Origin of the sequence: Streptomyces sp. NPDC057249, assembly GCF_042669245.1 — a bacterium.
Taxonomy (GTDB): Bacteria; Actinomycetota; Actinomycetes; order Streptomycetales; family Streptomycetaceae; genus Streptomyces.
The window spans coordinates 54,786-77,377 of sequence record NZ_JBHUXS010000024.1; the positions used below are offsets into that span (position 1 = coordinate 54,786).

Annotated in this window: 23 protein-coding genes; 7 read left to right on the plus strand and 16 right to left on the minus strand. The window is 72.7% G+C overall.

Annotated elements, in window-relative coordinates:
* The first annotated feature begins 184 nt into the window (after positions 1–184).
* Entirely contained in the window at positions 185–1,099 is a 915-nt protein-coding gene (locus ACFUJY_RS31645; RefSeq protein ID WP_383305956.1) for a Gfo/Idh/MocA family protein, read from the plus strand.
* 18 nt (positions 1,100–1,117) lie between these two features.
* Here ACFUJY_RS31645 and ACFUJY_RS31650 read toward each other — a convergent pair whose 3' ends face one another.
* On the minus strand, positions 1,118–1,657 hold the full coding sequence (locus ACFUJY_RS31650; RefSeq protein WP_383305959.1) for a MarR family transcriptional regulator: 540 nt from the start codon (positions 1,655–1,657) through the stop codon (positions 1,118–1,120).
* Between the two features lie 70 nt (positions 1,658–1,727).
* On the opposite strand from ACFUJY_RS31650, the gene ACFUJY_RS31655 reads away from it, so the two are divergent.
* Positions 1,728–2,600: an alpha/beta fold hydrolase gene (locus ACFUJY_RS31655; RefSeq protein ID WP_383305961.1), complete on the plus strand. Its 873-nt coding sequence runs from the start codon at positions 1,728–1,730 to the stop codon at positions 2,598–2,600.
* Here the strand turns inward: ACFUJY_RS31655 and ACFUJY_RS31660 are convergent.
* Positions 2,597–2,962: an arsenate reductase family protein gene (locus ACFUJY_RS31660; protein ID WP_383305963.1), complete on the minus strand. Its 366-nt coding sequence runs from the start codon at positions 2,960–2,962 to the stop codon at positions 2,597–2,599. The two genes, ACFUJY_RS31655 and ACFUJY_RS31660, sit on opposite strands and share 4 nt — an antisense overlap.
* Before the next feature lie 142 nt (positions 2,963–3,104).
* On the opposite strand from ACFUJY_RS31660, the gene ACFUJY_RS31665 reads away from it, so the two are divergent.
* A complete protein-coding gene (locus ACFUJY_RS31665) occupies positions 3,105–3,386 on the plus strand; it encodes a hypothetical protein (RefSeq protein ID WP_073965512.1) in 282 nt (93 codons plus the stop codon).
* 51 nt (positions 3,387–3,437) lie between these two features.
* Here ACFUJY_RS31665 and ACFUJY_RS31670 read toward each other — a convergent pair whose 3' ends face one another.
* Positions 3,438–3,875 (minus strand): hypothetical protein, encoded by a 438-nt coding sequence (locus ACFUJY_RS31670; protein ID WP_383305966.1) that lies wholly within the window; start codon positions 3,873–3,875, stop codon positions 3,438–3,440.
* 63 nt (positions 3,876–3,938) lie between these two features.
* Entirely contained in the window at positions 3,939–4,313 is a 375-nt protein-coding gene (locus tag ACFUJY_RS31675; protein ID WP_383305968.1) for a VOC family protein, read from the minus strand.
* Positions 4,314–4,839: 526 nt separating this feature from the next.
* On the opposite strand from ACFUJY_RS31675, the gene ACFUJY_RS31680 reads away from it, so the two are divergent.
* The gene (locus ACFUJY_RS31680) at positions 4,840–6,357 is read left to right on the plus strand and encodes a SulP family inorganic anion transporter (RefSeq protein WP_383305970.1); all 1,518 of its coding nucleotides are present in this window, start codon (positions 4,840–4,842) and stop codon (positions 6,355–6,357) included.
* A gap of 59 nt (positions 6,358–6,416) precedes the next feature.
* On the opposite strand, the gene ACFUJY_RS31685 is transcribed toward ACFUJY_RS31680, so the two are convergent.
* From ACFUJY_RS31685 to glnA, 3 genes are all read right to left on the minus strand, one after another.
* Entirely contained in the window at positions 6,417–7,019 is a 603-nt protein-coding gene (locus ACFUJY_RS31685; protein WP_383305973.1) for a TetR/AcrR family transcriptional regulator, read from the minus strand.
* 48 nt (positions 7,020–7,067) lie between these two features.
* Positions 7,068–7,646, minus strand: coding sequence for a GNAT family N-acetyltransferase (locus ACFUJY_RS31690; RefSeq protein ID WP_383305975.1), 579 nt, complete (start codon positions 7,644–7,646; stop codon positions 7,068–7,070).
* 170 nt (positions 7,647–7,816) lie between these two features.
* Positions 7,817–9,226 (minus strand): type I glutamate--ammonia ligase, encoded by a 1,410-nt coding sequence (gene glnA / locus ACFUJY_RS31695; RefSeq protein ID WP_383305977.1) that lies wholly within the window; start codon positions 9,224–9,226, stop codon positions 7,817–7,819.
* A 295-nt stretch (positions 9,227–9,521) separates the two neighbouring features.
* Between glnA and ACFUJY_RS31700 the strand changes: the two genes are divergently transcribed.
* Positions 9,522–9,989 (plus strand): RDD family protein, encoded by a 468-nt coding sequence (locus ACFUJY_RS31700; protein ID WP_383305979.1) that lies wholly within the window; start codon positions 9,522–9,524, stop codon positions 9,987–9,989.
* Positions 9,990–10,063: 74 nt separating this feature from the next.
* On the opposite strand, the gene ACFUJY_RS31705 is transcribed toward ACFUJY_RS31700, so the two are convergent.
* The 4 genes from ACFUJY_RS31705 to lipB all read right to left on the minus strand — a co-directional run bounded on the left by ACFUJY_RS31705 (position 10,064) and on the right by lipB (position 13,163).
* Positions 10,064–10,774, minus strand: a complete 711-nt coding sequence (locus tag ACFUJY_RS31705; RefSeq protein WP_383305980.1) for a DUF4191 domain-containing protein — start codon at positions 10,772–10,774, stop codon at positions 10,064–10,066.
* 10 nt (positions 10,775–10,784) lie between these two features.
* On the minus strand, positions 10,785–11,000 hold the full coding sequence (locus ACFUJY_RS31710) for a hypothetical protein (protein ID WP_164399985.1): 216 nt from the start codon (positions 10,998–11,000) through the stop codon (positions 10,785–10,787).
* A gap of 255 nt (positions 11,001–11,255) precedes the next feature.
* Complete coding sequence (gene lipA / locus ACFUJY_RS31715; RefSeq protein ID WP_383306043.1) at positions 11,256–12,191, minus strand: lipoyl synthase; 936 nt, start codon at positions 12,189–12,191, stop codon at positions 11,256–11,258.
* Between the two features lie 159 nt (positions 12,192–12,350).
* Positions 12,351–13,163 (minus strand): lipoyl(octanoyl) transferase LipB, encoded by an 813-nt coding sequence (lipB, locus tag ACFUJY_RS31720; RefSeq protein ID WP_383305983.1) that lies wholly within the window; start codon positions 13,161–13,163, stop codon positions 12,351–12,353.
* A gap of 260 nt (positions 13,164–13,423) precedes the next feature.
* Here lipB and ACFUJY_RS31725 point away from each other — a divergent pair, with 260 nt between their 5' ends.
* Positions 13,424–15,001: a regulator gene (locus ACFUJY_RS31725; protein WP_383305985.1), complete on the plus strand. Its 1,578-nt coding sequence runs from the start codon at positions 13,424–13,426 to the stop codon at positions 14,999–15,001.
* 11 nt (positions 15,002–15,012) lie between these two features.
* On the opposite strand, the gene ACFUJY_RS31730 is transcribed toward ACFUJY_RS31725, so the two are convergent.
* On the minus strand, positions 15,013–16,359 hold the full coding sequence (locus ACFUJY_RS31730) for an NAD(P)/FAD-dependent oxidoreductase (RefSeq protein ID WP_383305988.1): 1,347 nt from the start codon (positions 16,357–16,359) through the stop codon (positions 15,013–15,015).
* A 182-nt stretch (positions 16,360–16,541) separates the two neighbouring features.
* Positions 16,542–17,441, minus strand: a complete 900-nt coding sequence (locus ACFUJY_RS31735) for a TIGR01777 family oxidoreductase (protein WP_383305990.1) — start codon at positions 17,439–17,441, stop codon at positions 16,542–16,544.
* Positions 17,442–17,497: 56 nt separating this feature from the next.
* On the opposite strand from ACFUJY_RS31735, the gene ACFUJY_RS31740 reads away from it, so the two are divergent.
* Positions 17,498–18,025, plus strand: coding sequence for a GNAT family N-acetyltransferase (locus ACFUJY_RS31740; protein ID WP_383305992.1), 528 nt, complete (start codon positions 17,498–17,500; stop codon positions 18,023–18,025).
* Positions 18,026–18,034: 9 nt separating this feature from the next.
* Here ACFUJY_RS31740 and ACFUJY_RS31745 read toward each other — a convergent pair whose 3' ends face one another.
* From ACFUJY_RS31745 to aceE, 3 genes are all read right to left on the minus strand, one after another.
* On the minus strand, positions 18,035–18,553 hold the full coding sequence (locus ACFUJY_RS31745; protein WP_383306045.1) for a DUF4240 domain-containing protein: 519 nt from the start codon (positions 18,551–18,553) through the stop codon (positions 18,035–18,037).
* A 61-nt stretch (positions 18,554–18,614) separates the two neighbouring features.
* Positions 18,615–19,595, minus strand: coding sequence for a helix-turn-helix transcriptional regulator (locus ACFUJY_RS31750; protein WP_383305994.1), 981 nt, complete (start codon positions 19,593–19,595; stop codon positions 18,615–18,617).
* 76 nt (positions 19,596–19,671) lie between these two features.
* Positions 19,672–22,341, minus strand: coding sequence for a pyruvate dehydrogenase (acetyl-transferring), homodimeric type (gene aceE / locus ACFUJY_RS31755; RefSeq protein WP_383305996.1), 2,670 nt, complete (start codon positions 22,339–22,341; stop codon positions 19,672–19,674).
* Positions 22,342–22,592: the final 251 nt, after the last annotated feature.

Below are 22,592 nucleotides of genomic sequence, written 5' to 3' on the forward strand. Positions count from 1 at the left end.
CGGGGAATGGAGGGGCGAGCAGCGAAATGATTGCTTCAGAGGCAAGTCCCGGAAGTCGCACCGGAGTCCCGCGGCCGGCCCGGCCAACGTAACCGCCCGGGCCCGGACGGCGCCACCGCATTGCGGGGCGCACGGGCACACCCGGGACCTCGGCCCCCTGCCCGCCACCCGGCACACTGGACCCATGACGACACCCGAGACCCCCCTGCGCATCGGCCTGGCCGGCACCGGACCCTGGGCCCGCAACACCCAGGCCCCCGCCCTCGCCGCACACCCCGGCGCCGTGCTCAGCGGTGTGTGGGGCCGCCGGGCCGAGGCCGCCGGGGAGCTGGCCGCCGCGCACGGCGCGCCGGCGTACTCCGGTGACGCGGGGCTCGACGAGCTGTTCGCCACGAGCGACGCCGTCGCCTTCGCGCTGCCGCCGGACGTGCAGGCCCCGCTGGCCGCCCGCGCCGCCGCGGCCGGCTGCCACCTGATCCTGGACAAGCCGGTCGCCACCACGGTCGCCGGTGCCCGCGAGGTCGCCGAGGCCGCCGAGCAGGCCCGGGTCGCCTCCGTCGTGTTCTGCACGCTCAGGTTCGCCCCGCGGCCCGCCGCCTGGATCGCCGAACAGGCCGCGGCGGGCGACTGGTTCACCGCCCGTGCCGAGTGGATCGGCGCGCTCTGGGCCCCCGGCACCGACAGCGAGTACGCCGCGTCCCCCTGGCGCCACGAGCGGGGCGGCCTCTGGGACGTCGGCCCGCACGCCCTCTCGGTCCTGCTCCCGGTCCTGGGCGACGTCACCGCGCTGACCGCCGCCCGCGGCCCCTCCGACGCCCACCACCTGCTCCTGCGCCACACCTCGGGTGCCTCCAGCACGGTGACCCTGGCCCTCGGCGCGCCGGTGGCCGCCGCCGGGGTGGAGGTCGTCCTCCGGGGCGAGCACGGCGTCGCCGAGCTGCCGAGGTGGGACGGGGCGGTGGACGCCTTCGCGGCGGCCGTGGACGCGCTGATCACCTCGGTGCGTACGGGCGAGGCCCACCCCTGCGACGTACGGTTCGGCCTCCGGCTGACGGAGCTCCTGGCGGAGGCGGAGGCCCAGGTCCGGGGCGGGGAGTAGGCGCCGGGCGGGGCGGGGTCAGCGGGCGGTCCCGGCCCGCCGGGGGGTTTCGGCCCGGCCGGTGGAGCCCGTGCCGTCGGTGGTCCCCGCCCGCCCGCCGGCGCCCGCCCCGCCGTCCCCCGACACCGCCGCCAGGAACCCCTCCAGGAACCGCCGCACCGCGGCGGCCTCCCCCTCGTCGAACTCCCGCAGCAGCGCCACCGCGCTCCCGATCGCCGGGCCGAACGCCGCCCAGCCCAGCTCCACCGCCTGCGGGGTCACCCGCAGCAGCACCCGCCGCCGGTCCCGCTCGTCCCGCGTCCGCGTCAGATGCCCCAGCCGTTCCAGTCGGTCGATGAGCGACGTGGTGCCCGCCGAGTTCAGCCCCAGCTCCGCCCCCAGCCGCCCGGCGGTGACCCCGGACCCAGCGCGCTCCGCGTCGAGCAGGCACACCAGGGCGCGCACATCCGTCGGATGCATCCCGTGCCGGGCCGCGAATTCCGCCTGGCGCAGCCCGAACGCGGACGTCACCTTCCGCAGCAGATGGACGATCTCCAACTCCGGCCCCTGCTCGGTCATCTCCGGCACCTCCCGCTATCGTCTCGCTCAGCGAGATAATATCCAGGCGTACGGAGTCCAGGGAGCGCCCATGACACCCACCCCGCCCGCGACGACCGCCGACGCGGCCTTCCTCGCCGCCTACGACGCGACCGTCGCGGCCACCTGGCCGCCCGGCACCACGCCGACCACGGTCCCCACCCCCTACGGCACCACCCATCTCAACAGCTACGGCCCCGAGGACGCCCCGCCCCTGGTCCTGCTGCCCGGCGGCGGCGCCACCTCCACCGCCTGGTACGCCCAGGCCGCCGCCCTCGGCCGCGCCCACCGCGTCCACGCCGCCGACCTCATCGGCGAACCGGGACGCAGCACGGCGGGGGAGCGGCCCGTCCGCAGCGTCGAAGACCTCTGCGGCTGGCTCGACGCCCTGCTCGACGGCCTCGGCGCCACCGGACCGGTCGCCCTCGCCGGCCACTCGTACGGCGGCTGGATCGCCCTGCACTACGCCCTGCGCGCGCCCGGCCGGCTGCGGAAGCTGATCCTCCTCGACCCCACCGGCTGCTTCAGCGGATTCCGCCCCGGCTACCTGCTCCACGCCCTGCCGATGCTGCTCCGCCCGAACGCCGCCCGCGTCCGCGCCTTCCTGGACTGGGAGACCGGCGGCGCCGCGCTCGACCCCCACTGGATGCGGCTGCGGGAGGCGGCGGCCGGCTTCCCGTCGGCCCGGCCGGTGACCGGACCCCGCCCCGAGCCGGACGCCCTGCGCGCCCTCGCCGTACCGACGCTGATCCTGCTCGCCGGCGACAGCCGCGCCCACGACGCCCGCAAGGCGGCCGCCACCGCGCACCGGCTGCTGCCGGGCGCGGAGACGGCCGTCCTCCCGGACGTCTCCCACCACGCACTGCCGCTGCACACCCGGACGGCCCCGGAACTCAACCGCAGAATGGGCGAGTTCCTGGCCTAATCCCGACGCCCCAGCGCGTCCCGGACCGCCTCGTCCGTGCGGCCCACGACCGCCGTGCCGTCCTCCGCCGTGATGATCGGCCGCTGGATCAGCTTCGGGTGCTCGGCGAGCGCGGTGATCCAGCGCTCCCGGGCATCCGCGTCACGCGGCCAGTCCTTCAGGCCCAGTTCCTTGGCGTCCGCCTCCTGGGTCCGCGTGATGTCCCACGGTTCGAGGCCGAGCCGGTCGAGCACCGCCCGGATCTCGTCCGGCGACGGCACGTCCTCCAGGTAACGGCGGACCGTGTAATCGGCCCCCTCCGCGTCGAGCAGCCGCACCGCGCTGCGGCACTTGGAACACGCGGGATTGATCCAGATCTCCATGGGGCCAAAGGTACGGGATGGACTTCGCCGGAAGGGCCGAAAGCGCCTCTGGCCAGGGCCGATTGTCAGTGCGGGCCGGTAGAATGGGAGTCAGTTCGTGAGGGTTTCCGAAGAGTTCCGCCACCGTGCCAGGAGGTAGCCCATGGCCGTTGCCGCAGTCACGACCAAGCCGCTCGACAAGCCCCTGCACCAGCCCCTGACCAAGAAGCCGCTCCCCGCCGGACGCCCCCGCGAGTGGTACGTCTCGCACAACCGCCGGCTGAAGGCGATGCGCCTCGCCATCGCCCTGCTCGACACCGGCGTCTACCTCCCGTCCAGCGCGAACAACGCCCGCATACGCACGACCGCCGCGCGCCTCGGCATCCACCCGCCGTCCGACATCACCTGCCGCATGGTCCGCGCCCTCATCCGCTACGGCCGCTGACCGCAGACCGACGGGGCGGGTCCCGGAAGCAGTCCTTCCGGGGCCCGCCTCTCAGTACCCGTCGCAGGTCGCCGTCGCGTACGCACCCGAGGCCGAGTCCGTACGCCGCGTGCCGTCGTCCACGGTCACCGAGCACGACACGTCGCCGCCGCCCCGGCCCACGCTCACCACGAACGAGCCGCCGCTCATGAAGCCCTTCGTGTCCAGCTCCCCGGCCCACGGCAGCGACCGCAGCGCCAGCCGCCCGGTCGACAGCTCCTCACCCCGCCAGGTGCTGTACGTCAGCACCACGTCGCGCGCGGTCCCCGTCACCTCGTACCGGATGTGCACCTTCCGCGAGCTCTCCGAGCGGAGCACGTCCGACAGCACCGCCATCACCGCGCCCGCGGCGAGGGCCAGCAGCACGGCGATCAGCAGCAGCACCCACGGCCACATCCGCCGCCGGGGAGGCGGCGGGACCGGACCGCCGGGCGGAGCCTGCTCACTCATCCCCCCAGCCTCCGCGCTCCGGCCCCGCACCGCGACCCCTCGGGGGCCGTCCGGCTGCCCTGCCTACAGATACGGCCGGGTGATCAGCTCGATCGCATGCCCGGCCGGGTCCTTGAAGTACACGCCCCGCCCGCCGTGTTCGCCATTGGTCTCGCCGGGCCGCTTCATCTGCGGATCGGCCCAGTGCTCGACGCCGTTCCCGACCAGCCGCCCGTAGGCCCGGTCGAACATCTCCTCGTCCACGAGGAACGCGTAATGCTGCATCTGGATCTCCACCGGCGGCTCCGCGAACTGGAGCAGCACGCCGTCCTCCAGCCGGACGTTGACGAACGGCCCCCAGGACGGGGCCTCGTCCAGCTCCAGCAGCTCCCGGAAGAACCGCGCGGACGCATGGCGGTCCACGGCGGCGATGATGGTGTGGTTGAACGAAACGGACATGGCTGACGACCTCGTGATCTCTTCGGCTCGACACAGTGGATTCGTACGGTGTACGAGCCGAGGGAGGCCCTCGCGCCAGGCGTGCGGAACACCCGGCGGGACCACGGCGGGGGCTCAGCCCACCACCGGGTAGCCGTTCCGTGCATGGCGTATCGCCGGTCCGGTGTTCACGGGCACGACCTTACGGGCGCCGGGCGGGAAGGTACAATGGTTTGGGCACCCCGCGGCGCGCGCACGCGTGCACGGGCCCCGCACTCAGTTGTGCGGGCCGGGGAGAGCCCCGATATTCCGGTGGAGAGAGAGCGAGCGAGCGGATGCGCATGACGACGCCCCGCACCGCCGCCTGCCCGCCGTGACCCCTCAGCCCTGAGCCTCCGGGCCCCGTCCGTGCGCCGACCCGCCGGACCCGCCCCTGGCCGGCCCCTGGCCCCCGCGCGTACGCACGCGCCCGCCGGACCCCGCCTTCCCCGCTGTCTACCCCCGCACGCCCCTTCCACGGGCGTGCCCGACCGACAGGTATGCCCTCTTGTCCTCTGCACCGCCCTCGACCGCGTCCGCCCCTGCGTTCCGGCTGCGCGCCCTCAAACCCGACTGGATCTCCGACCCCAAGGTGTGGCGCACGGAGGTCCTCGCCGGACTCGTCGTCGCCCTCGCCCTGATCCCGGAGGCGATCTCCTTCTCGATCATCGCGGGGGTGGACCCCGCGATCGGTCTCTTCGCCGCCTTCACGATGGCGGTCACGATCTCGATCGTCGGCGGGCGCCGCGCGATGATCTCCGCCGCTACGGGCGCCGTCGCCCTGGTGATCGCCCCGGTCAACCGCGAACACGGCCTGGGCTACATGATCGCCACCGTGATCCTGGCCGGCGTCTTCCAGATCGCGCTGGGCGCCCTGGGCGTCGCGAAGCTGATGCGGTTCGTGCCGCGCTCCGTGATGACCGGCTTCGTCAACGCCCTGGCGATCCTGATCTTCATGGCCCAGGTGCCCGAGATGCACGACGTGCCGTGGGCGGTCTACCCGCTGATCGCCGGGGGCCTGCTGCTGATGGTGTTCTTCCCGAAGGTCACCCGGGTGATCCCGGCGCCCCTGGTCTCCATCGTGATCCTGACCGTCACCACCGTGGCGGCCGGTATCGCGGTCCCGACGGTGGGCGACAAGGGCGACCTGCCCTCCTCGCTCCCCGTGCCCGGCCTGCCCGACGTGCCGTTCACGCTGGACACGCTGACGACCATCGCCCCGTACGCCCTGGCGATGGCGCTGGTCGGCCTCATGGAATCCCTCATGACCGCGCAGCTGGTCGACGACATCACGGACAGCCGCTCCAACAAGACCCGCGAGTCGGTCGGCCAGGGCATCGCCAACATCGTCACCGGCTTCTTCGGCGGCATGGGCGGCTGCGCCATGATCGGCCAGACGATGATCAACGTCCGCGTCTCCGGCGCCCGCACCCGCCTCTCCACGTTCCTCGCGGGCTCGTTCCTGATGGTCCTCTGCATCGTCTTCGGCCCGGTCGTCTCCGACATCCCGATGGCGGCGCTGGTCGCGGTGATGGTGATGGTCTCCTTCGCCACGTTCGACTGGCACTCCATCGCCCCGAAGACCCTGCGCCGCATGCCGGTGGGCGAGACGGCGGTCATGGTCATCACCGTCGCCATCGTCGTCGCCACGTCCAACCTGGCGATCGGGGTCGTCGTCGGCTCGGTCACCGCGATGGTGATCTTCGCCCGCCGCGTCGCGCACCTGGCCGACGTCACCGCGGTCGTGGACCCGGACGGCGGCCAGGTCGTCTACTCCGTCACCGGCGAACTCTTCTTCGCCTCCTCCAACGACCTGGTCACCCGCTTCGCGTACGCCACCGACCCCGACAAGATCGTCATCGACCTCACGGCCACCCACATCTGGGACGCCTCGTCGGTCGCGGCCCTGGACGCGATCGAGACGAAGTACGCCCAGCGCGGCAAGACGGTCGAGATCGTGGGCCTCAACCAGCCGAGCGAGACCCTGCACCGCACGCTGAGCGGCGAGCTGACGGGCGGGCACTGAGGACAGGCCCCACGGGGCCCGGGGGGAGCGGCCGCCCCCCCCGGGCTCCGTCGGCGCGCCTACCCCGCGACCGCTCCGTGCAGGAAGACCTCGACCAGCTCCCGGGGGGTGAGGTCCGGTTCGTCCTCCGTACGCGGCTGAGTGAACAGCAGCCCGAAGAAGAGCGCCGCGATCTGCTCGGGGGGCCGGCGCAGAGTGGCCCGGTCGGGCTCCAGCAACTCCGCCACAGCCGCACGAACAAGGGCCGACGACTCATTCCGCCCCGCCCCGCGCACCGGGCCGGGGTGCTTGCCGCCGCCATGCCCCAGCGACCCGATGACCGCACCGATCCTGGACATGTGCGCCTGAAGCGCCTCGGCCGCCTCCACGAGCCGGTCGGACAGCGGCTGGGTCAGATCGATCGCGTCGAGTTCCCGGATCGCGTGTTCGGGCGAGAGCGCCTCGGCCACACACGCCTGCATCAGCTCCTCCTTGTCGGCGAAGACCCGGAAGATCGTGCCCTCCCCGATGCCCGCGGCCCGGGCGATCTTCGCGGTCGTGAGGGCGGAGCCGTACTCGGCGATCAGCGGGATCGCCGTCTGGATGATCATCGCGCGCCGCTGCTCCGGCGACATGGCGGGGGCGCGGCGGCGGGTGGTCTTGTTCTCCTCGGATGTGGTCATGGGGACGACAGTACGGAGTGAGTCCTCACTCCGTCAATGAGTGAGGACTCACTCCGTCCCGTCGCCCAGGAGCGCCCGCACCGCCGAGGGCCCGGCGAAGTCCTGCGCGAGGGCGTCCATCAGCACCTCGTCGCAGACCTGCCCCAGCCAGTACCCGGCCGCGCGCAGCCGCCCCGCGCGCTGGAACCCGGCACGCTCGTACGCCTTGATCCCGGCCGCGTTCGGGGCCAGCACCTTGAGCCACACCATGCGCAGGTCGGCCACGTGGAACGCGTAGTCGAGCGTCAGCCGGGTCGCCTCGGCACCAAGGCCGCGCCCACGGGCTTCGCGCGCCAGCATGACGACGAACTCGGCGGTACGCACGGATTCGTCGGGCAGCAGGGTGGTGACACCAACGGGCACGGGCTCCGTGCCCGCCAGGTCGTAGACGGTGAAGCGGATGTTGGCCCCCCGGAGCTGGTGCCGCATGCCCTCGGCACGCGCCTCCAAGGACTCGGGGACCTGGCGGCCGTAACCGACCATGACGGTCGGGTCCTGCTCCCAATTCCAGTACGTCTCGACCAGATCCGCTCGGTAGGGACCGAGGCCGCACGCCTCGGCGGTCAGCCACAGAGTGGGCTCGGTCACGGGTGTCTCCGATCGTCGGGACGGCGTGTGGAGAAGCGTCGAGAGCGGTGCGGCCCGGGGCTCCGCCGCCAGTCTGGTGCCATGCCGGGCCTCGGCGCGGGAGGAAAAGCAGAGCGCCCTGTCACTCTCCGCGGAGAGTGACAGAGCGCTTCGTCCGGCGCAGCCGCGATTTAGAGGTCGAAGTACAGCTCGAACTCGTGCGGGTGCGGGCGCAACTGGATCGGGGCGATCTCGTGCGTGCGCTTGTAGTCGATCCACGTCTCGATCAGGTCGGACGTGAAGACGCCGCCGGCCTGGAGGTACTCGTTGTCGGCCTCGAGGGCGTCCAGGACGGCCGGGAGGGACGTCGGGACCTGCTGGACGTTGGCGTGCTCCTCGGGGGCCAGCTCGTACAGGTCCTTGTCGATCGGCTCGGCGGGCTCGATCTTGTTCTTGATGCCGTCCAGGCCGGCCATCAGGAGCGCCGAGAAGGCCAGGTACGGGTTGGACGACGGGTCCGGGGCGCGGAACTCGACGCGCTTGGCCTTCGGGTTGGAGCCCGTGATCGGGATGCGCATCGCGGCGGAGCGGTTGCGCTGCGAGTACACCATGTTGACCGGGGCCTCGAAGCCCGGGACCAGGCGGTGGTAGGAGTTCACCGTCGGGTTGGTGAACGCCAGCAGCGACGGGGCGTGCTTGAGGATGCCGCCGATGTAGTAGCGGGCGGTGTCCGAGAGGCCCGCGTACCCCTGCTCGTCGTAGAACAGCGGGTCGCCGCCGGACCACAGGGACTGGTGGACGTGCATGCCCGAGCCGTTGTCGCCGAAGATCGGCTTCGGCATGAAGGTCGCGGTCTTGCCGTTGCGCCAGGCGACGTTCTTCACGATGTACTTGAAGAGCATCAGGTCGTCGGCCGCGGCGAGCAGCGTGTTGAACTTGTAGTTGATCTCCGCCTGGCCGCCGGTGCCGACCTCGTGGTGCTGGCGCTCGATCTCCAGGCCGCTGTTCTGCAGCTCCAGGGACATCTCGGCGCGCAGGTCCGCGAAGTGGTCGACCGGGGAGACCGGGAAGTAGCCGCCCTTGTAGCGGACCTTGTAACCGCGGTTGTTCTCGATCGCACCGGTGTTCCAGGCGCCGGCCTCGGAGTCGATGTGGTAGAAGCTCTCGTTCGCCGACGTCTGGAAGCGGACGTTGTCGAAGACGTAGAACTCGGCCTCGGGACCGAAGTACGCGGTGTCGGCGATGCCGGTGGAGGCGAGGTACGCCTCCGCCTTCTTGGCCACGTTGCGCGGGTCACGGCTGTACTGCTCGCCCGTGATCGGGTCGTGGATGAAGAAGTTGATGTTGACGGTCTTGTCACGGCGGAAGGGGTCGACCCGGGCGGTCGACAGGTCCGCGCGGAGCGACATGTCGGACTCGTGGATGGCCTGGAAGCCGCGGATCGACGAGCCGTCGAAGGCAAGCTCGTCGGCCGGGTTGAAGGTCGCCGCCGGGACGGTGACGTGCTGCATCACGCCGGGCAGGTCACAGAACCGGACATCGATGAACTTGACGTCATTGTCGGCGATGAACTTCTTCGCGTCGTCGGCGTTCTGGAACATCCAACTCCTCCTACTCCCGGCCCGGGAGGGGACGGGGTTGCAGCTCGTTGTGGCCAGTGCGGTGGCACACGCTGGACCCGACCATAGGCAGACCGGATTTCTCAAGCATGACCCATTTGTTTCGCCGAAGTTAACCGGCGCGGGTGCGAGGAGCGGTCGTACGGGCCCCGGGCCGTCTTCTCCGCGTGGTCCCGGGGGCCTCCCGGCCGTAGCGAAGGGCGTCCGAGGAGTGGGACGACGCGTGGGACGGCACCCGCGCGGAAAGGCGCGCGGACGGGCGCAGTACCGTGGTCGGGTGGACAATAGGCAAGCAATCGGATCGTGGCTCTCCGGGCCGCGCGCGGCCGCCGAGGAGATGGGCGCCGACTTCGGCTACCGGGGCAAGCGGCTCGGCCTCCCCGAGCAGGGCCCCGGGGCCATCGCCCCGCTCGGCCGGCGCTTCGGGGCCCTCTTCATCGACTGGGCCCTGTGCATGCTGATCGCATACGGACTGTTCGCTCGCGGTGACCAGCAGGCGTCCGGGAACTGGGCGCTCGGCATCTTCCTCGTCATGAGTGTGCTCACCGTCGGCACGATCGGCTGCACCCCCGGCAAGCGCCTCATGGGCACCCGGGTCGTCGCCGAGGACGGCGGCCGTCTCGGCCTCGTGCGGGTCCTCATCCGCAGCGTCCTGCTCTGTCTGGCGATCCCGGCCCTCGTCTGGGACCGCGACGGCCGCGGCCTCCACGACCGCCTGGCCCGCGCGGTCCAGATCCGCGTCTGAGGCGTAGCGAAGCCGAAGAGGGCGGGCCGCGAACCACCAGGTTCGCGGCCCGCCCTCTTGGCGTTCCGTGCGCGTCAGCGCATCTTGCCGCCGCGCGGCATCCGCATGCCCTTCGGCATGGGCCCCTTCGGGAGCGGCATGTTGCTCATCAGGTCGCCCATCGCGCGGAGCCGGTCGTTGGCGGCCGTCACCTGGGGGCCGGTCAGGACGCGGGGCATCTTCAGCATCTTGGTGCGGACCCTCTTCAGGGGCACCTGGCCCTCGCCGTTGCCGACGATGATGTCGTGGACGGGGACGTCCACCACGATGCGGGCCATCTTCTTCTTCTCGGCCGCGAGCAGGCTCTTCACCCGGTTGGGGTTGCCCTCGGCGACCAGCACGATGCCCGCCTTGCCGACGGCGCGGTGCACGACGTCCTGGTTGCGGTTCATCGCGACCGCCGGGGTCGTCGTCCAGCCCCGGCCCACCCGGTCCAGCACCGCCGCCGCGGCGCCCGGCTGGCCCTCCATCTGTCCGAAGGCGGCGCGCTCGGCGCGGCGTCCGAAGATGATCGCCATCGCGAGGAGCGCGAGCACGAAGCCCAGGATGCCCAGGTAGATCGGGTGATCGATCAGAAAACCGATCGCGAGGATGACACCGAAGGTGACGATTCCCACACCCGCGACCACAAGACCGATCTTGGAGTCGGTCCGCTTGGTCATCTTGTAGGTCAGAGCGATCTGCTTGAGCCGCCCCGCGTTCTCGGCGCTGTCCGCGCCTTCAGTGGTGTTTGCCTTCCTCGCCATGCAATGAAGTTTACGTGGCCTTCGAACGACGGGCGGCCACGGCCTCCCGTTCCGGCACGTAGCCGGACTCGGCCCGGTCCTTCGCCCGGCGGCGGTCCTCCAGGACGGCCGTCCAGGCGTTGCGGCGGGCGGTGCGCTGGCCGCTGCCGAGCAGCAGCGACTCCACGGCGCGGAGGGTGTTGGTGACGGTCGGGATGACGGTGGCGCGTACCGGCGCGGCCTGCATCGTGGCAAGTCCCCTCGGAAACGATGTACGTGTGCTGCGCGGACTGGAGACGGGGCGCGGGAACGGCGGTGGCGGTGTCGTCACCGCGCCGCGCGTGCGTCCAGCGTCACCGTTCGGTGTTACCAGTGCGTGACCGGTCGGTCACACACCAATGAAACCTCGATGCGGGCCCCGCGCACGCCGACGCGGTCCGTCCGCGCCCCCGGGCCTCTCGGACCTGCGGGGACGGGACGGACCGCGTCGGGCGGGTGCGGTTTACGCGGCCGGCACCGGGGCCTGGGCCTCGCGCCGGTCCATCGCCTGCTGGAAGAGGCGGCCCGCGCGGTACGAGGAGCGGACGAGCGGGCCGGACATGACGCCGGAGTACCCGATCGCGTCGGCCTCGTCCTTGAGCTCGACGAACTCGTGCGGCTTCACCCAGCGCTCGACCGGGTGGTGGCGCACCGAGGGCCGCAGGTACTGCGTGATCGTGATGAGCTCGCAGCCCGCGTCGTACAGGTCCCGGAGCGCCTCGCTGACCTCTTCGCGGGTCTCGCCCATGCCGAGGATCAGGTTGGACTTGGTCACCAGGCCGGCCTCGCGGGCGCGGGTGATGACCTCCAGGGACCGCTCGTAGCGGAAGCCCGGGCGGATGCGCTTGAAGATGCGCGGCACCGTCTCCACGTTGTGCGCGAGCACCTCGGGGCGCGCGGAGAAGACCTCCGCGAGCTGGGCGGGCTCGGCGTTGAAGTCGGGGATCAGCAGCTCGACCTTGGTGCGGCCGGCCTCCCGGTCCGCCGTCTGCGCGTGGATCTGGCGCACGGTCTCCGCGTACAGCCAGGCACCGCCGTCCTCCAGGTCGTCGCGGGCGACGCCGGTGATGGTGGCGTAGTTCAGGTCCATCGTGACGACGGACTCGCCGACGCGGCGGGGTTCGTCCCGGTCCAGCGCCTGCGGCTTGCCCGTGTCGATCTGGCAGAAGTCACAGCGCCGGGTGCACTGGTCACCGCCGATGAGGAACGTGGCCTCGCGGTCCTCCCAGCACTCGAAGATGTTGGGGCAGCCGGCCTCCTGGCACACCGTGTGCAGACCCTCGCTCTTGACGAGTTTCTGCAGCTGGTTGTACTCGGGGCCCATCTTCGCCCGGGTCTTGATCCACTCGGGCTTGCGCTCGATGGGGGTCTGGCTGTTCCGGACCTCAAGGCGCAGCATCTTGCGCCCGTCGGGTGCGACAGACACTCCGGCACTCCCCTTTGCTTTCACTGCATTGGATTCTTCGGCGAACACCAGGGTACGCCCGTAGTTCATTCGGTTGTACGTCTGCCCAACCTGGGGCAGGCAGGGCCTATTCCCGGAAGCGTGTTCCGTGGGTCACGCCGTGGCCACGGCGTCGGCGGTGCGCTCGATCGTACGGGGGGCGAGCTCGGCGTTCTCTAGGATGTCCCGGAGGTGCTTCTCGACGACCGGCAGGACCTCGTCGATGGTGATGTCGCGGCCCAGCTCGTAGCTGAGCGAGGTGACGCCGGCGTCCCGGATGCCGCAGGGCACGATCCGGTCGAACCAGGTGTTGTCGGGGTTCACGTTGAACGAGAAGCCGTGCATGGTGACGCCCTTGGCCACCCGGATGCCGATCGCGGCGAGCTTGCGGTCCTCGCGGCGCTGCCCGGCGTTGGACGGGGCGTACTCCGGGCCGTTGAGCCGGGGGTCGAACTCCTCGTCCGCCAGACGCGGGTCGAAGTCGAGCGTGAGGCCGCCGAGGGCGGGGCGCTGCTCGACCGGGTCGCCCAGGACCCAGACGCCGCTGCGGCCCTCGACGCGGCTGGTCGCGACGCCGAACTCGGCGGCGGTGCGGATCAGCGCCTCCTCCAGGCGGCGCACGTGGGCGACGACGTCCACGGGGCGCGGGAGCTTCTGGATCGGGTAGCCGACGAGCTGGCCCGGGCCGTGCCAGGTGATCTTGCCGCCGCGGTCCACGTCGATGACGGGGGTGCCGTCGAGGGGGCGCTCGCTGTCCTCCGTGCGCCTGCCCGCGGTGTAGACGGGCGGGTGTTCCAGGAGCAGGCAGGTGTCCGGGACGGTGTCCTCGAACCGTGCCGCGTGCACCTCGCGCTGCTTCTGCCACGCCTCCTGGTAATCGACGGCGTTCTCGCCGAATCCCATGCGGACGAACCGGAGCTCACTCACGGCAGCAGCCTTTCTCCTCGCGGTGCCGTGGAGCCGGGGGTTTCCCGGAACCGCGTCACCCTGCACGAATCGCGCCCCAGTCACTGTACGACCGGCATCTGCGCGCGGGCCCGGCAGGTCTTCCCGTCAGCGCCGCCCACAATCCTCACACGATCGGATGAATGTGGAGCGAAGGGTGCTGGGGACGCCCCGCGGACAGCTAAATTCGCGCCGTTCGTCAGAGGGCTGCCCGGCCCCGAAGGCAGGAGACCCTAGAGCCGATGTCCGAACGACCTCCGCAGCGCACGCCCAACCGCCGGCTCGCCTCGCTCATCACCGAGGCCGGGTTCTCCAACGCCGGCCTCGCCCGCCGGGTGGATCAGCTCGGCCTCGAACACGGACTCGACCTGCGGTACGACAAGACCTCCGTGACCCGCTGGCTGCGCGGCCAGCAGCCCCGGGGCACCACCCCCGCGCTGATCGCCGAGGTCTTCACGCGGCGCCTCGGCCGCCGGCTCTCCGCGCAGGACCTCGGGCTGGACGCCTGCGCCCCGGTCTACGCGGGCCTGGAGTTCGCCGCCACCCCCGCCGAGGCGGTCGACATCGTCAGCGGGCTCTGGCGCAAGGACTCCGGCAGCCACGCCGAGCTGCGGAAGATCGCGTTCACCCCGGCCGGTCTCGTCGTGCCCAGCCGGGACTGGCTGATCGGCCGGGCCGACGAGTGGGTCGGCCGCCCGGCGCCCGGCGGGGCCAGGGCCGGTGCGGCGCGGACGGCCGCCGCCCAGCTCCCCGCCGGGGCGCTGACCGCCGTGCCCGAGCAGGGCGGCCGGCACAGCGCCCGGGGGCCGGTGCCGTCGCGGCCCGGCGGGGTGCCCGCACCGCCCGGCGCCCCGGCCGGCGGTGCGACGGCCGGCCCCGGGGTGCCACGGCAGCGGCAGACCGAACGGGCCTCGGGGCTGCGGGTCGGCGAGGGGGACGTCGCGGCGCTGCGCTCGGTGGCCGAGCTCTTCCGCACGCTCGACCACGCCTACGGCGGCGGGCACGCCCGGCAGGCCCTCGTGCGGTACCTGGAGCACGAGACGGAGCCGATGCTGCGCGGCACGTACGGGGAGGCGACCGGCCGGCGGCTGTTCGGGGCCGCCGCCGACCTGACCAGGCTGGCCGGCTGGACCTCGTACGACATCGCGGCGCACGGGCTCGCCCAGCGCTACTTCGTCCAGGCGCTCCGGCTCTCCCAGGCGGCCGGCGACCGGGCGTACGGCAGCTATGTGCTGATCACCATGAGCCGCCAGGCGGTCTATCTCGCCCACGGCCGGGAAGCGGTCCAGCTGGCCCGGGTCGCCCAGCAAGGCATCGGTTCGGCCGCGCCGCACACCGTCATGGCCATGCTGCACGCGGTGGAGGCGCGCGGACACGCGGTGCTCGGGGACTCCAAGGCGTGCACGGCCTCGCTCGCCCGCGCGGAACGCGCGCTGGAGACGGCCCGCCCCGGGGACGAGGTGCCGCACTGGGCGCGCCACTTCGACGAGGCGCAGCTCGCCGACGAGTTCGGGCACTGCCACCGTGACCTCCAGCAGTACCGCTCCGCCGCGCAGTACGCGGAGCGCGCGCTCCAGCTGCGCGCCCCCGCGTACGCCCGCAGCAGGCTGTTCTGCCGGGTGGTGCTGGCGTCCGCCCGGCTGGGCCTGGGGGAGCTGGACCAGGCGTGCCGGCTGGGCGCGGAGGCCGCCCAGCAGGCGGCCGAGATGCGGTCGGCGCGGGCCACGGAGTACGTACGGGACTTCGAACGGCGGCTGGAGCCCTACCGGGACGCCGCCGCCGTGCGCGGTTACCGGGAGCGTGTCGCCGCGCTGGGCTGAGAGGCCCCGCTTCAGGCCGCCTCGGGGAGCGCGGGGGCGTTCCCGGCGGCGGGGTGGACGCCGAGGTCGCGGAGGATGGAGGCGGCGGCGCGGGCGCCCGAGGCCAGGGCGCCCTGGACCGTGCCGGTGTCGCGGTGGTCGCCGCACACGTAGAGCCCGGCGAGGACCCGGACCGGGCGGTGCGGGTCGTGCGGGGCGGGCATCGCGGGGACGGCCTCCGGATCATGGTGGGCGGCCAGCAGTTCCCAGTCGTCGGTGGGCACGCCGTAGAGCGCGGCGAGATGGGTGCGGACCGTGCGGTCCAGGTCGTCGGGCGGGGTGCCGAGGACGGTGGAGCTGATCAGGGTCCGGCCGTGCGGGGCGCGGGCCGGGTCGACCTCGCTCATCACGGCGGTGTGGGAGACGGGGCCCGACCGGTCGGCGTCCAGGAGGAGCGAGGCGCCGGTGGGCGGGGGAGTGGGCGCGGTGTGGTGGAGCACCGTCACGGGGTGGAAGGACGGCAGGCGCAGGCCCGGCAGCAGCTCGGCGGCGGCGCTCGCCCCGGTGGCCACCAGCAGGGAGCGGCAGCCCAGCTCGCCGTGCTCCTTGGTGCGTACGGAGGTGATGTCGGCGGAGGTGACGTGCACCCCGGTGCGTACGGTCCCCGGCGGCAGGGAGGCGGCGAGGAGCGCCGGCAGCGTACCCGCCCCGCCCTCGGGCACACACAGCCGCCCGCCGGCGTACGTCCGCAGGGCGAGGTCGGCGTACCGGCTGGACGTGGTGAGGTCCGGGTCGCTGAGCAGTGCGGTGAGCAGCGGGCGTACGAAGCCGTCGAGCGTACGGGGGGAGAGCCGGCCGGCCAGGGCGTCGAGCGCCGCGCGTTCGGGCCGGGCGAGGATGCGGGCCGGCGGTGTCGCGGCGAGGCGGGTCAGGGCCACGCCGAGCCGGGCGTGGTCGAACGCGCCGCCCATGGCCCCGGTGAGGGCGCCCGCGCGCGGCGGCCGGGGGGCGTGCGCGAGGGCGCGCGCCGCTTTGAGCGCGCCCCGTGCGCCGCGTGCGCCCGGCACGCGGCGGGTCTCGCCGGTCCGGTGGCGGCGGCCCTCGCTGTGCACGAGGACCCCGGGATCGAAGGGGCGCAGGACGAGTCCGTCGAGCCCCGGCGTGGTGCGGAGCTCCGGATACGCGGTGTTGAGCAGCGGGCCGACGCGGTCGAGACGGAACCCGTCCACCTCGTCGGTGGCCATCCGGCCGCCGACGCCTGGGCCGGCCTCCAGGACGCTGACACTGACCCCGGCGCTGGTCAGTCGGTGGGCCGCCGACAGGCCGGCGATCCCGGCCCCGATGATGACGACGTCCGCGTGGTGTGCCGTGCTGAGCACGTACCCTCCCCGGTTCGACGCGAGTGGTGGGGGGCTCATGCCCTCAACCGCCCACCGGAATGCGTGAGTTCGTCAGGAGGCTAGGAGAGTGGCCCGATCGCGCGCAGTCGCGCGCGGACCGGTGCACCGATGCACGGGGTCGCACGCCCGTCCGAAAGGAACCGGGCCGCCCGGACGGCCCGTCAGCGCAGGGCGGCGCGGATCGCGGCGTCGACGGAGGGGAAGGCGAACGAGAAGCCGGAGTCCAGCAGCCGCGCGGGCAGCACCCGCTGACTGCCCAGCACATCCCCGGCGAACTCGCCCAGCGCGAGGCGCAGGGCCGGTGCGGGCGCCGTGAAGAGGGTCGGCCGCCGCAGCACCCGGCCCATCGCGGCGGTCACCTCGGCGTTGGTGACGGGGGTCGGGGCGGTCAGGTTCACCGGCCCGGACAGCTCCGGGGTGTCCAGGACGTGCCGCAGCGCCGCGATCTGGTCGTGCAGCGCGATGAAGCTCCAGTACTGCCGTCCGTTTCCCATCCGGCCGCCGAGCCCCGCCCGGAACAGCGGGAAGAGCCGTCCCCAGGCACCGCCCTCCCGGGCGACCACCAGACCGGTGCGGGCGTGCACCGTACGCACGCCGGCCTCCTCGGCCGCCGCCGTGGCCTCCTCCCACTCCACGCAGACCGACGGCAGGAACCCGTCCCCGGGCGGCGCCTCCTCGTCGACCGGGCGGTCGCCGGTGTCCCCGTAGAAGCCGATCGCGGAGCCGGACACCAGCACGGCGGGAGGGGTGTCGAGCGAGGCGACGGCGTCCGCGATCGCCGCGGTGCCCAGCACCCGGCTGTCCCGGATCTCCTTCTTGTACGCCTCGGTCCACCGGTGGTCGCCGACCCCCGCCCCGGCGAGATGGACGACCGCGTCGCAGCCCACGAGGCCGGCCGCGTCCACGTAACCCCGCTTCGGGTCCCACTCCACCTCGTCACCGTCACGGGCCGGGTGGCGCACCAGGCGGACCACCTCGTGCCCGTCGGCCCGCAGCGAGCGCACCAGCGCCGCTCCGATGAGTCCGGTCGATCCGCTGACGGCGATACGGGAGTGCGGCATGGCGTCCATCCTGCCCCACCGGAGCCGCCGTACACGGCCGTGGCATGGTGGCGCCCATGACCGATTCCACCGCATCCGCCGCTCCCCTCGTCCGCCGCGCCGTTCTCGCGGACGAAGCCGCGCTCGGCGAGCTGGACCGCACCACCTGGTCGACGCTGCACGCGGTGCAGCCGCGCCCGCGGCCCCCGTACGAGCCGTTCTTCGACGAGAGGCACACGCCCCAGGGCATCCTGGTGGCGGAGGCCGTGAACGAGGCCGGGGAGCGGGCGACGGCCGGCTACATACGCGTCGTGCCGCCGACCCCGCTGGCCTGCAACGCGCACGTCCGGCAGATCCAGGGCCTCGCCGTGGCCCACTGGGCGCGCGGCCGGGGCGTCGGACGCGCCCTGGTCCGCGCGGCCTGCGCGGCGGCGCGCGGCGAGGGGGCGAACCGGATCACCCTGCGGGTCCTCGGCCACAACGCCCCCGCCCGCGCGCTGTACGAGGCGGAGGGGTTCACCGTCGAGGGCGTGCTGCGGGGCGAGTTCTTCCTGAGCGGGAGTTACGTGGACGACGTGATGATGGCGCGCCCGCTCACCCCGTGACGGGCGCGCTCAGCCGCCGAACCGCTCCCAGAGCGCGGGCAGCCGGGCCGCCAGGGCGGCGTCGTCGTCCGGGTCGAGCGGGGTGCCCTCCGGCTCCTCGGGCTGCGGGGGCAGGCCGAGGTCGGGCGCGACGACGCCGGTGAGCTGTTCGTACGCCTCGTCGGCCGCGTACCCCAGCTCCTCGCCGTCGCCGTCCAGCTCCTCGTCGAACGAGTCGAGCAGCTCGGCCAGGGCGTCCGGGTCGTGCACGGAGCCCTCGAAGACCTCCCGGCCCCGGCCGATCAGCCAGCAGCGGAAGGAGTCGAAGGCGTCGTCGTCCGCGCCCCCCAGCAGGATGGCGGCGGCGCCCCACAGGTCCCAGCGGTAGGCCCGGTTGAAGCGGGCCTCGAAGTGCCGGGCGAAGTCCAGCACCGCTTCGGGGTCCCGCAGCACCAGCTGGTCGACCAGCAGGTCGGCGTGGTCCTCGGGGTCGCCGTCGGCGGCCTCGCGCGTGCTGTCGATCAGCTCCCAGAACTCGGTCTCGTCCATCACGGGTCCAGCATCTGCCCTGAGGGCGGCCGACGCACGCCCAGACACCGATACGAAGCCGTCAGGGCGCGCCCCCGTAGAGCGCGTGCAGCCGGGCGGCAGCGGTCGCGAACCTCTCCCGCAGCCCGGCGGGGGCCAGGACCTCCAACTCCGGTCCGAGGCCAAGCAGCTGGCCGTAGGCGACGTCCAGGGACTCCACCGGCAGGGTGACCGTGACCCGGCCGTCTCCACCGGGCGGCCCGGCCGCCTCCAGCGCCTCCGTGGCGGCGGCCCGGTCCACGAGGTGCGGCAGCCGGTGCGCGGCCGCCTCCGAGAGCCGCAGCGTCACCTCCGTACGCAGCAGGGAGCGGGCGAACGCGGCGGACCGCTCTTCCCAGAAGGCGGGCAGGTCGAAACCCTCGTCCCGGACGAAAGGGGTGGCCGTGACGGTGGCGGCGGTGAACCGGTCGATGCGGTACACCCGTGTGTCGTCGCCCGCGCGGGCGCAGAGGTACCAGACGCCCGCCTTCAGGACGAGCCCGTACGGCGCCAGCTCCCGCTCGGCGTCGGAGTCCCGGCCGGCCCGCCGGTACCGGGCCAGGAGCAGCCGGTCGCGCCACACCGCCTCGGCCACGGCGGGCAGCAGCTCCGGGGTGACCGGCTCCCGGTACCAGCCGGGTGCGTCCAGGTGGAAGCGCCGGCCCGCCCCCGCCGGGGCGTCCCGCAGCGCGGGCGTCAGGGCCGCCGACACCTTCAGCCGGGCGGCCGACGCGGCGTCCGCGAGCCCCATCTCGCGCAGCGCGGAGGGCAGCCCGGACAGGAACAGCGCCTCCGCCTCGTCGCGGGCGAGACCGGTCAGCCCGGTGCGGTACCCGCCGACGAGCCGGTAGCCGCCGGTCCGGCCGCGCTCCGCGTAGACCGGGACACCGGCCTCGGAGAGGGCCTGCGCGTCCCGGGTGACGGTCCGCTCGGACACCGCCAGCTCCCGGGACAGCTCGGCGGCGGTCATGCCGGGGCGGGCCTGGAGGAGCAGCACCATTCGGATCAGCCGGGCAGCACGCATGCGGCCATTGTGAACAGAGGACAGGCCCGTCCGGCGACCGAGGACGAAGCCTCGGGCCGGACGGGCCTGATCACGCTCAGAGACCGTAGCGGTCCCGGGCCTCCTTGACGGCGGTCGCCGGCACCTCGCCGCGACGGGCCAGCTGGGCCAGGGTCGCGACCACGACGGACTGGGCGTCGACGCCGAAGTGGCGGCGGGCCGCGTCACGGGTGTCGGAGAGACCGAAGCCGTCCGTGCCGAGCGAGGTCCAGTCCTGCTCGACCCACTGGCTGATCTGGTCCGGGACCCCGCGCATCCAGTCGCTGACCGCGACGACCGGGCCCGGAGCGCCCTCCAGCACCTGCGTCACGTACGGCACCCGCTGCTCACCGTGGAGCAGCGCCTCGTCGCACTCCAGCGCCTCGCGGCGCAGCTCGCCCCAGGAGGTCGCGGACCAGACGTCGGCCGTGACACCCCAGTCGGCGGCGAGCAGCTCCTGGGCCTCCAGGGCCCAGTGGATCGCCGTGCCGGAGGCGAGCAGCTGGGCGCGCGGCGCGTCCGCCGAGGGGGGCGTGCCCTCCTTGAAGCGGTACAGGCCCTTGACGATGCCCTCCTCGACGCCTTCCGGCATCGCGGGCTGCGGCTTCGGCTCGTTGTAGACCGTCAGGTAGTAGAAGACGTCCTCGGCATCGGGGCCGTACATCCGGCGCAGACCGTCCTTGACGATCACCGCGATCTCGTACGCGAACGCCGGGTCGTAGTTGAGCGACGCCGGGTTCGTGGCGGCGATCAGGTGCGAGTGGCCGTCCGCGTGCTGGAGGCCCTCACCCGTCAGGGTCGTACGGCCGGCGGTGGCGCCGACGATGAAGCCCTTGCCGAGCTGGTCGGCGAGCTGCCAGAACTGGTCGCCGGTCCGCTGCCAGCCGAACATCGAGTAGAAGATGTAGAACGGGATCATCGTCTCGCCGTGCGTCGCGTACGACGTGGCGGCGGCGATGAAGTCGGCCATGGCGCCGGCCTCGGTGATCCCCTCGTTGAGGATCTGGCCGTCCTTGGCCTCCTTGTAGTACATCAGCTGGTCGCGGTCGACCGGGTCGTACGTCTGGCCCAGCGGGGAGTAGATGCCGGCTGACGGGAACAGCGACTCCATGCCGAAGGTGCGGGCCTCGTCGGGGACGATCGGCACCCAGCGCCTGCCGGTCTCCTTGTCCCGCATCAGGTCCTTGACCAGGCGGACGAAGGCCATGGTGGTGGCCATCTCCTGCTTGCCGGAGCCCTTCTTGAGCGCGGCGAACGCGCGCTCCTCGGGCTGCGGCAGCGCCACCGCGTGCACCCGGCGGGCCGGGGCGGGGCCGCCGAGGGCGGCGCGGCGCTCCTGGAGGTAGCGGACCTCGGGGGAGTCGGCGCCCGGGTGGCCGTAGGGCACCAGGCCGTCGGCGAAGGCGCTGTCCGGGATCGGGAGGCCGAGCAGCTCGCGCATGCCCTTGAACTCGTCGATCGTCAGCTTTTTCATCTGGTGGTTGGCGTTCTTGGACTCGAAGCCCTTGCCGAGCGTGTAGCCCTTCACCGTCTGGGCGAGGATCACGGTCGGCGCGCCCTTGTGCTCGACGGCCGCGCGGTAGGCCGCGTACACCTTGCGGGCCTCGTGGCCGCCGCGCGAGGTGTAGAAGCACTCGGCGATCTTCGCGTCGGTGAGCAGTTTCGCCAGCTCGGCGAGGGCGGGCTCGGCGCCGAAGAAGTGCTCGCGGATGTACGCGACGTCGCGGGTGGCGTACGTCTGGAACTGCGCGTCCGGGACCTCGCGGAGGCGGCGGACCAGCGCGCCCGTGGTGTCGAGCTGGAACAGCTCGTCCCAGGCGTTGCCCCAGAGCGTCTTGATGACGTTCCAGCCGGCGCCCCGGAAGGCGCCCTCCAGCTCCTGCACGACGCGGAAGTTGGCGCGGACCGGACCGTCGAGGCGCTGCAGGTTGCAGTTGATGACGAAGGTCAGGTTGTCGAGCTTCTCGCGGGCCGCCAGCGCGAGGGCGGCGGTCGACTCGGGCTCGTCCATCTCGCCGTCGCCCAGGAAGGCCCAGACGTGCGAGTTCGACGTGTCCTTGATGTTGCGGTTGGCGAGGTAGCGGTTGAAGCGCGCCTGGTAGATCGCCGAGAGCGGGCCGAGGCCCATGGAGACCGTGGGGAACTCCCACAGCCAGGGCAGCCGCCGCGGGTGCGGGTAGGACGGCAGGCCGTTGCCGCCCGCCTCCTGGCGGAAGTTGTCGAGCTGCTGCTCGCTGAGCCGGCCGTCGAGGAAGGCGCGGGCGTAGATGCCGGGGGAGGCGTGGCCCTGCACGTACAGCTGGTCGCCGGAGCCGTCCCCCTCCTTGCCGCGGAAGAAGTGGTTGAAGCCGGTCTCGTACAGCCAGGCCGCCGAGGCGAAGGTGGCGATGTGGCCGCCCACGCCGAAGCGCGCGCCACGGGTGACCATCGCGGCCGCGTTCCAGCGGTTCCACGCGGTGATCTTCGACTCCATCTCCAGGTCACCGTCGAAGTCGGGCTCCGCGGCGGTCGGGATGGAGTTGACGTAGTCGGTCTCCAGCAGCTTGGGCAGCGCGAGACCGGCGCCCTCGGCATGCTGGAGCGAGCGCCGCATCAGGTACGCGGCACGGTGCGGGCCCGCGGCCTTGGTGACGGCATCCAGGGAGGCCGCCCATTCAGCGGTCTCCTCCGGGTCGCGGTCCGGGAGCTGGTCGAGCTCGCTCGGAAGCTTTCCAACGGGGTCGGTCATGATCGCCGCCTTCCGGTGAGGAGGGGGGTGGAGAAGTCCCTGACTGGCAGGACAGGGCGATGGGGCCGGTGGGCCCGCGAGGTGAACTGTAAATCGCCGATCGATGATCGATCAAAGGATGAAAGGCAAAACTTCTCGATATGAAGAAAGTGGCATGCGGTGCCATGAATTGGGGCACCGAGTGACGGGATTTACCCGTCAAAACGGGCGCTGACCTGCACAGAAGAGCAGAGGGTGCGACACTTGCGCAG

Excerpts from the sequence above, each read along its gene's own strand:
- ACFUJY_RS31645 (WP_383305956.1), top strand. The coding sequence starts at position 185 with ATGACGACACCCGAGACCCCCCTGCGCATCGGCCTGGCCGGCACCGGA.
- ACFUJY_RS31650 (WP_383305959.1), bottom strand. The coding sequence starts at position 1,657 with ATGACCGAGCAGGGGCCGGAGTTGGAGATCGTCCATCTGCTGCGGAAG.
- ACFUJY_RS31655 (WP_383305961.1), top strand. The coding sequence starts at position 1,728 with ATGACACCCACCCCGCCCGCGACGACCGCCGACGCGGCCTTCCTCGCC.
- ACFUJY_RS31660 (WP_383305963.1), bottom strand. The coding sequence starts at position 2,962 with ATGGAGATCTGGATCAATCCCGCGTGTTCCAAGTGCCGCAGCGCGGTG.
- ACFUJY_RS31665 (WP_073965512.1), top strand. The coding sequence starts at position 3,105 with ATGGCCGTTGCCGCAGTCACGACCAAGCCGCTCGACAAGCCCCTGCAC.
- ACFUJY_RS31670 (WP_383305966.1), bottom strand. The coding sequence starts at position 3,875 with ATGAGTGAGCAGGCTCCGCCCGGCGGTCCGGTCCCGCCGCCTCCCCGG.
- ACFUJY_RS31675 (WP_383305968.1), bottom strand. The coding sequence starts at position 4,313 with ATGTCCGTTTCGTTCAACCACACCATCATCGCCGCCGTGGACCGCCAT.
- ACFUJY_RS31685 (WP_383305973.1), bottom strand. The coding sequence starts at position 7,019 with ATGACCACATCCGAGGAGAACAAGACCACCCGCCGCCGCGCCCCCGCC.
- glnA (WP_383305977.1), bottom strand. The coding sequence starts at position 9,226 with ATGTTCCAGAACGCCGACGACGCGAAGAAGTTCATCGCCGACAATGAC.
- ACFUJY_RS31705 (WP_383305980.1), bottom strand. The coding sequence starts at position 10,774 with ATGGCGAGGAAGGCAAACACCACTGAAGGCGCGGACAGCGCCGAGAAC.
- ACFUJY_RS31710 (WP_164399985.1), bottom strand. The coding sequence starts at position 11,000 with ATGCAGGCCGCGCCGGTACGCGCCACCGTCATCCCGACCGTCACCAAC.
- lipA (WP_383306043.1), bottom strand. The coding sequence starts at position 12,191 with ATGCTGCGCCTTGAGGTCCGGAACAGCCAGACCCCCATCGAGCGCAAG.
- ACFUJY_RS31725 (WP_383305985.1), top strand. The coding sequence starts at position 13,424 with ATGTCCGAACGACCTCCGCAGCGCACGCCCAACCGCCGGCTCGCCTCG.
- ACFUJY_RS31735 (WP_383305990.1), bottom strand. The coding sequence starts at position 17,441 with ATGCCGCACTCCCGTATCGCCGTCAGCGGATCGACCGGACTCATCGGA.
- ACFUJY_RS31740 (WP_383305992.1), top strand. The coding sequence starts at position 17,498 with ATGACCGATTCCACCGCATCCGCCGCTCCCCTCGTCCGCCGCGCCGTT.
- ACFUJY_RS31745 (WP_383306045.1), bottom strand. The coding sequence starts at position 18,553 with ATGGACGAGACCGAGTTCTGGGAGCTGATCGACAGCACGCGCGAGGCC.
- ACFUJY_RS31750 (WP_383305994.1), bottom strand. The coding sequence starts at position 19,595 with ATGCGTGCTGCCCGGCTGATCCGAATGGTGCTGCTCCTCCAGGCCCGC.
- aceE (WP_383305996.1), bottom strand. The coding sequence starts at position 22,341 with ATGACCGACCCCGTTGGAAAGCTTCCGAGCGAGCTCGACCAGCTCCCG.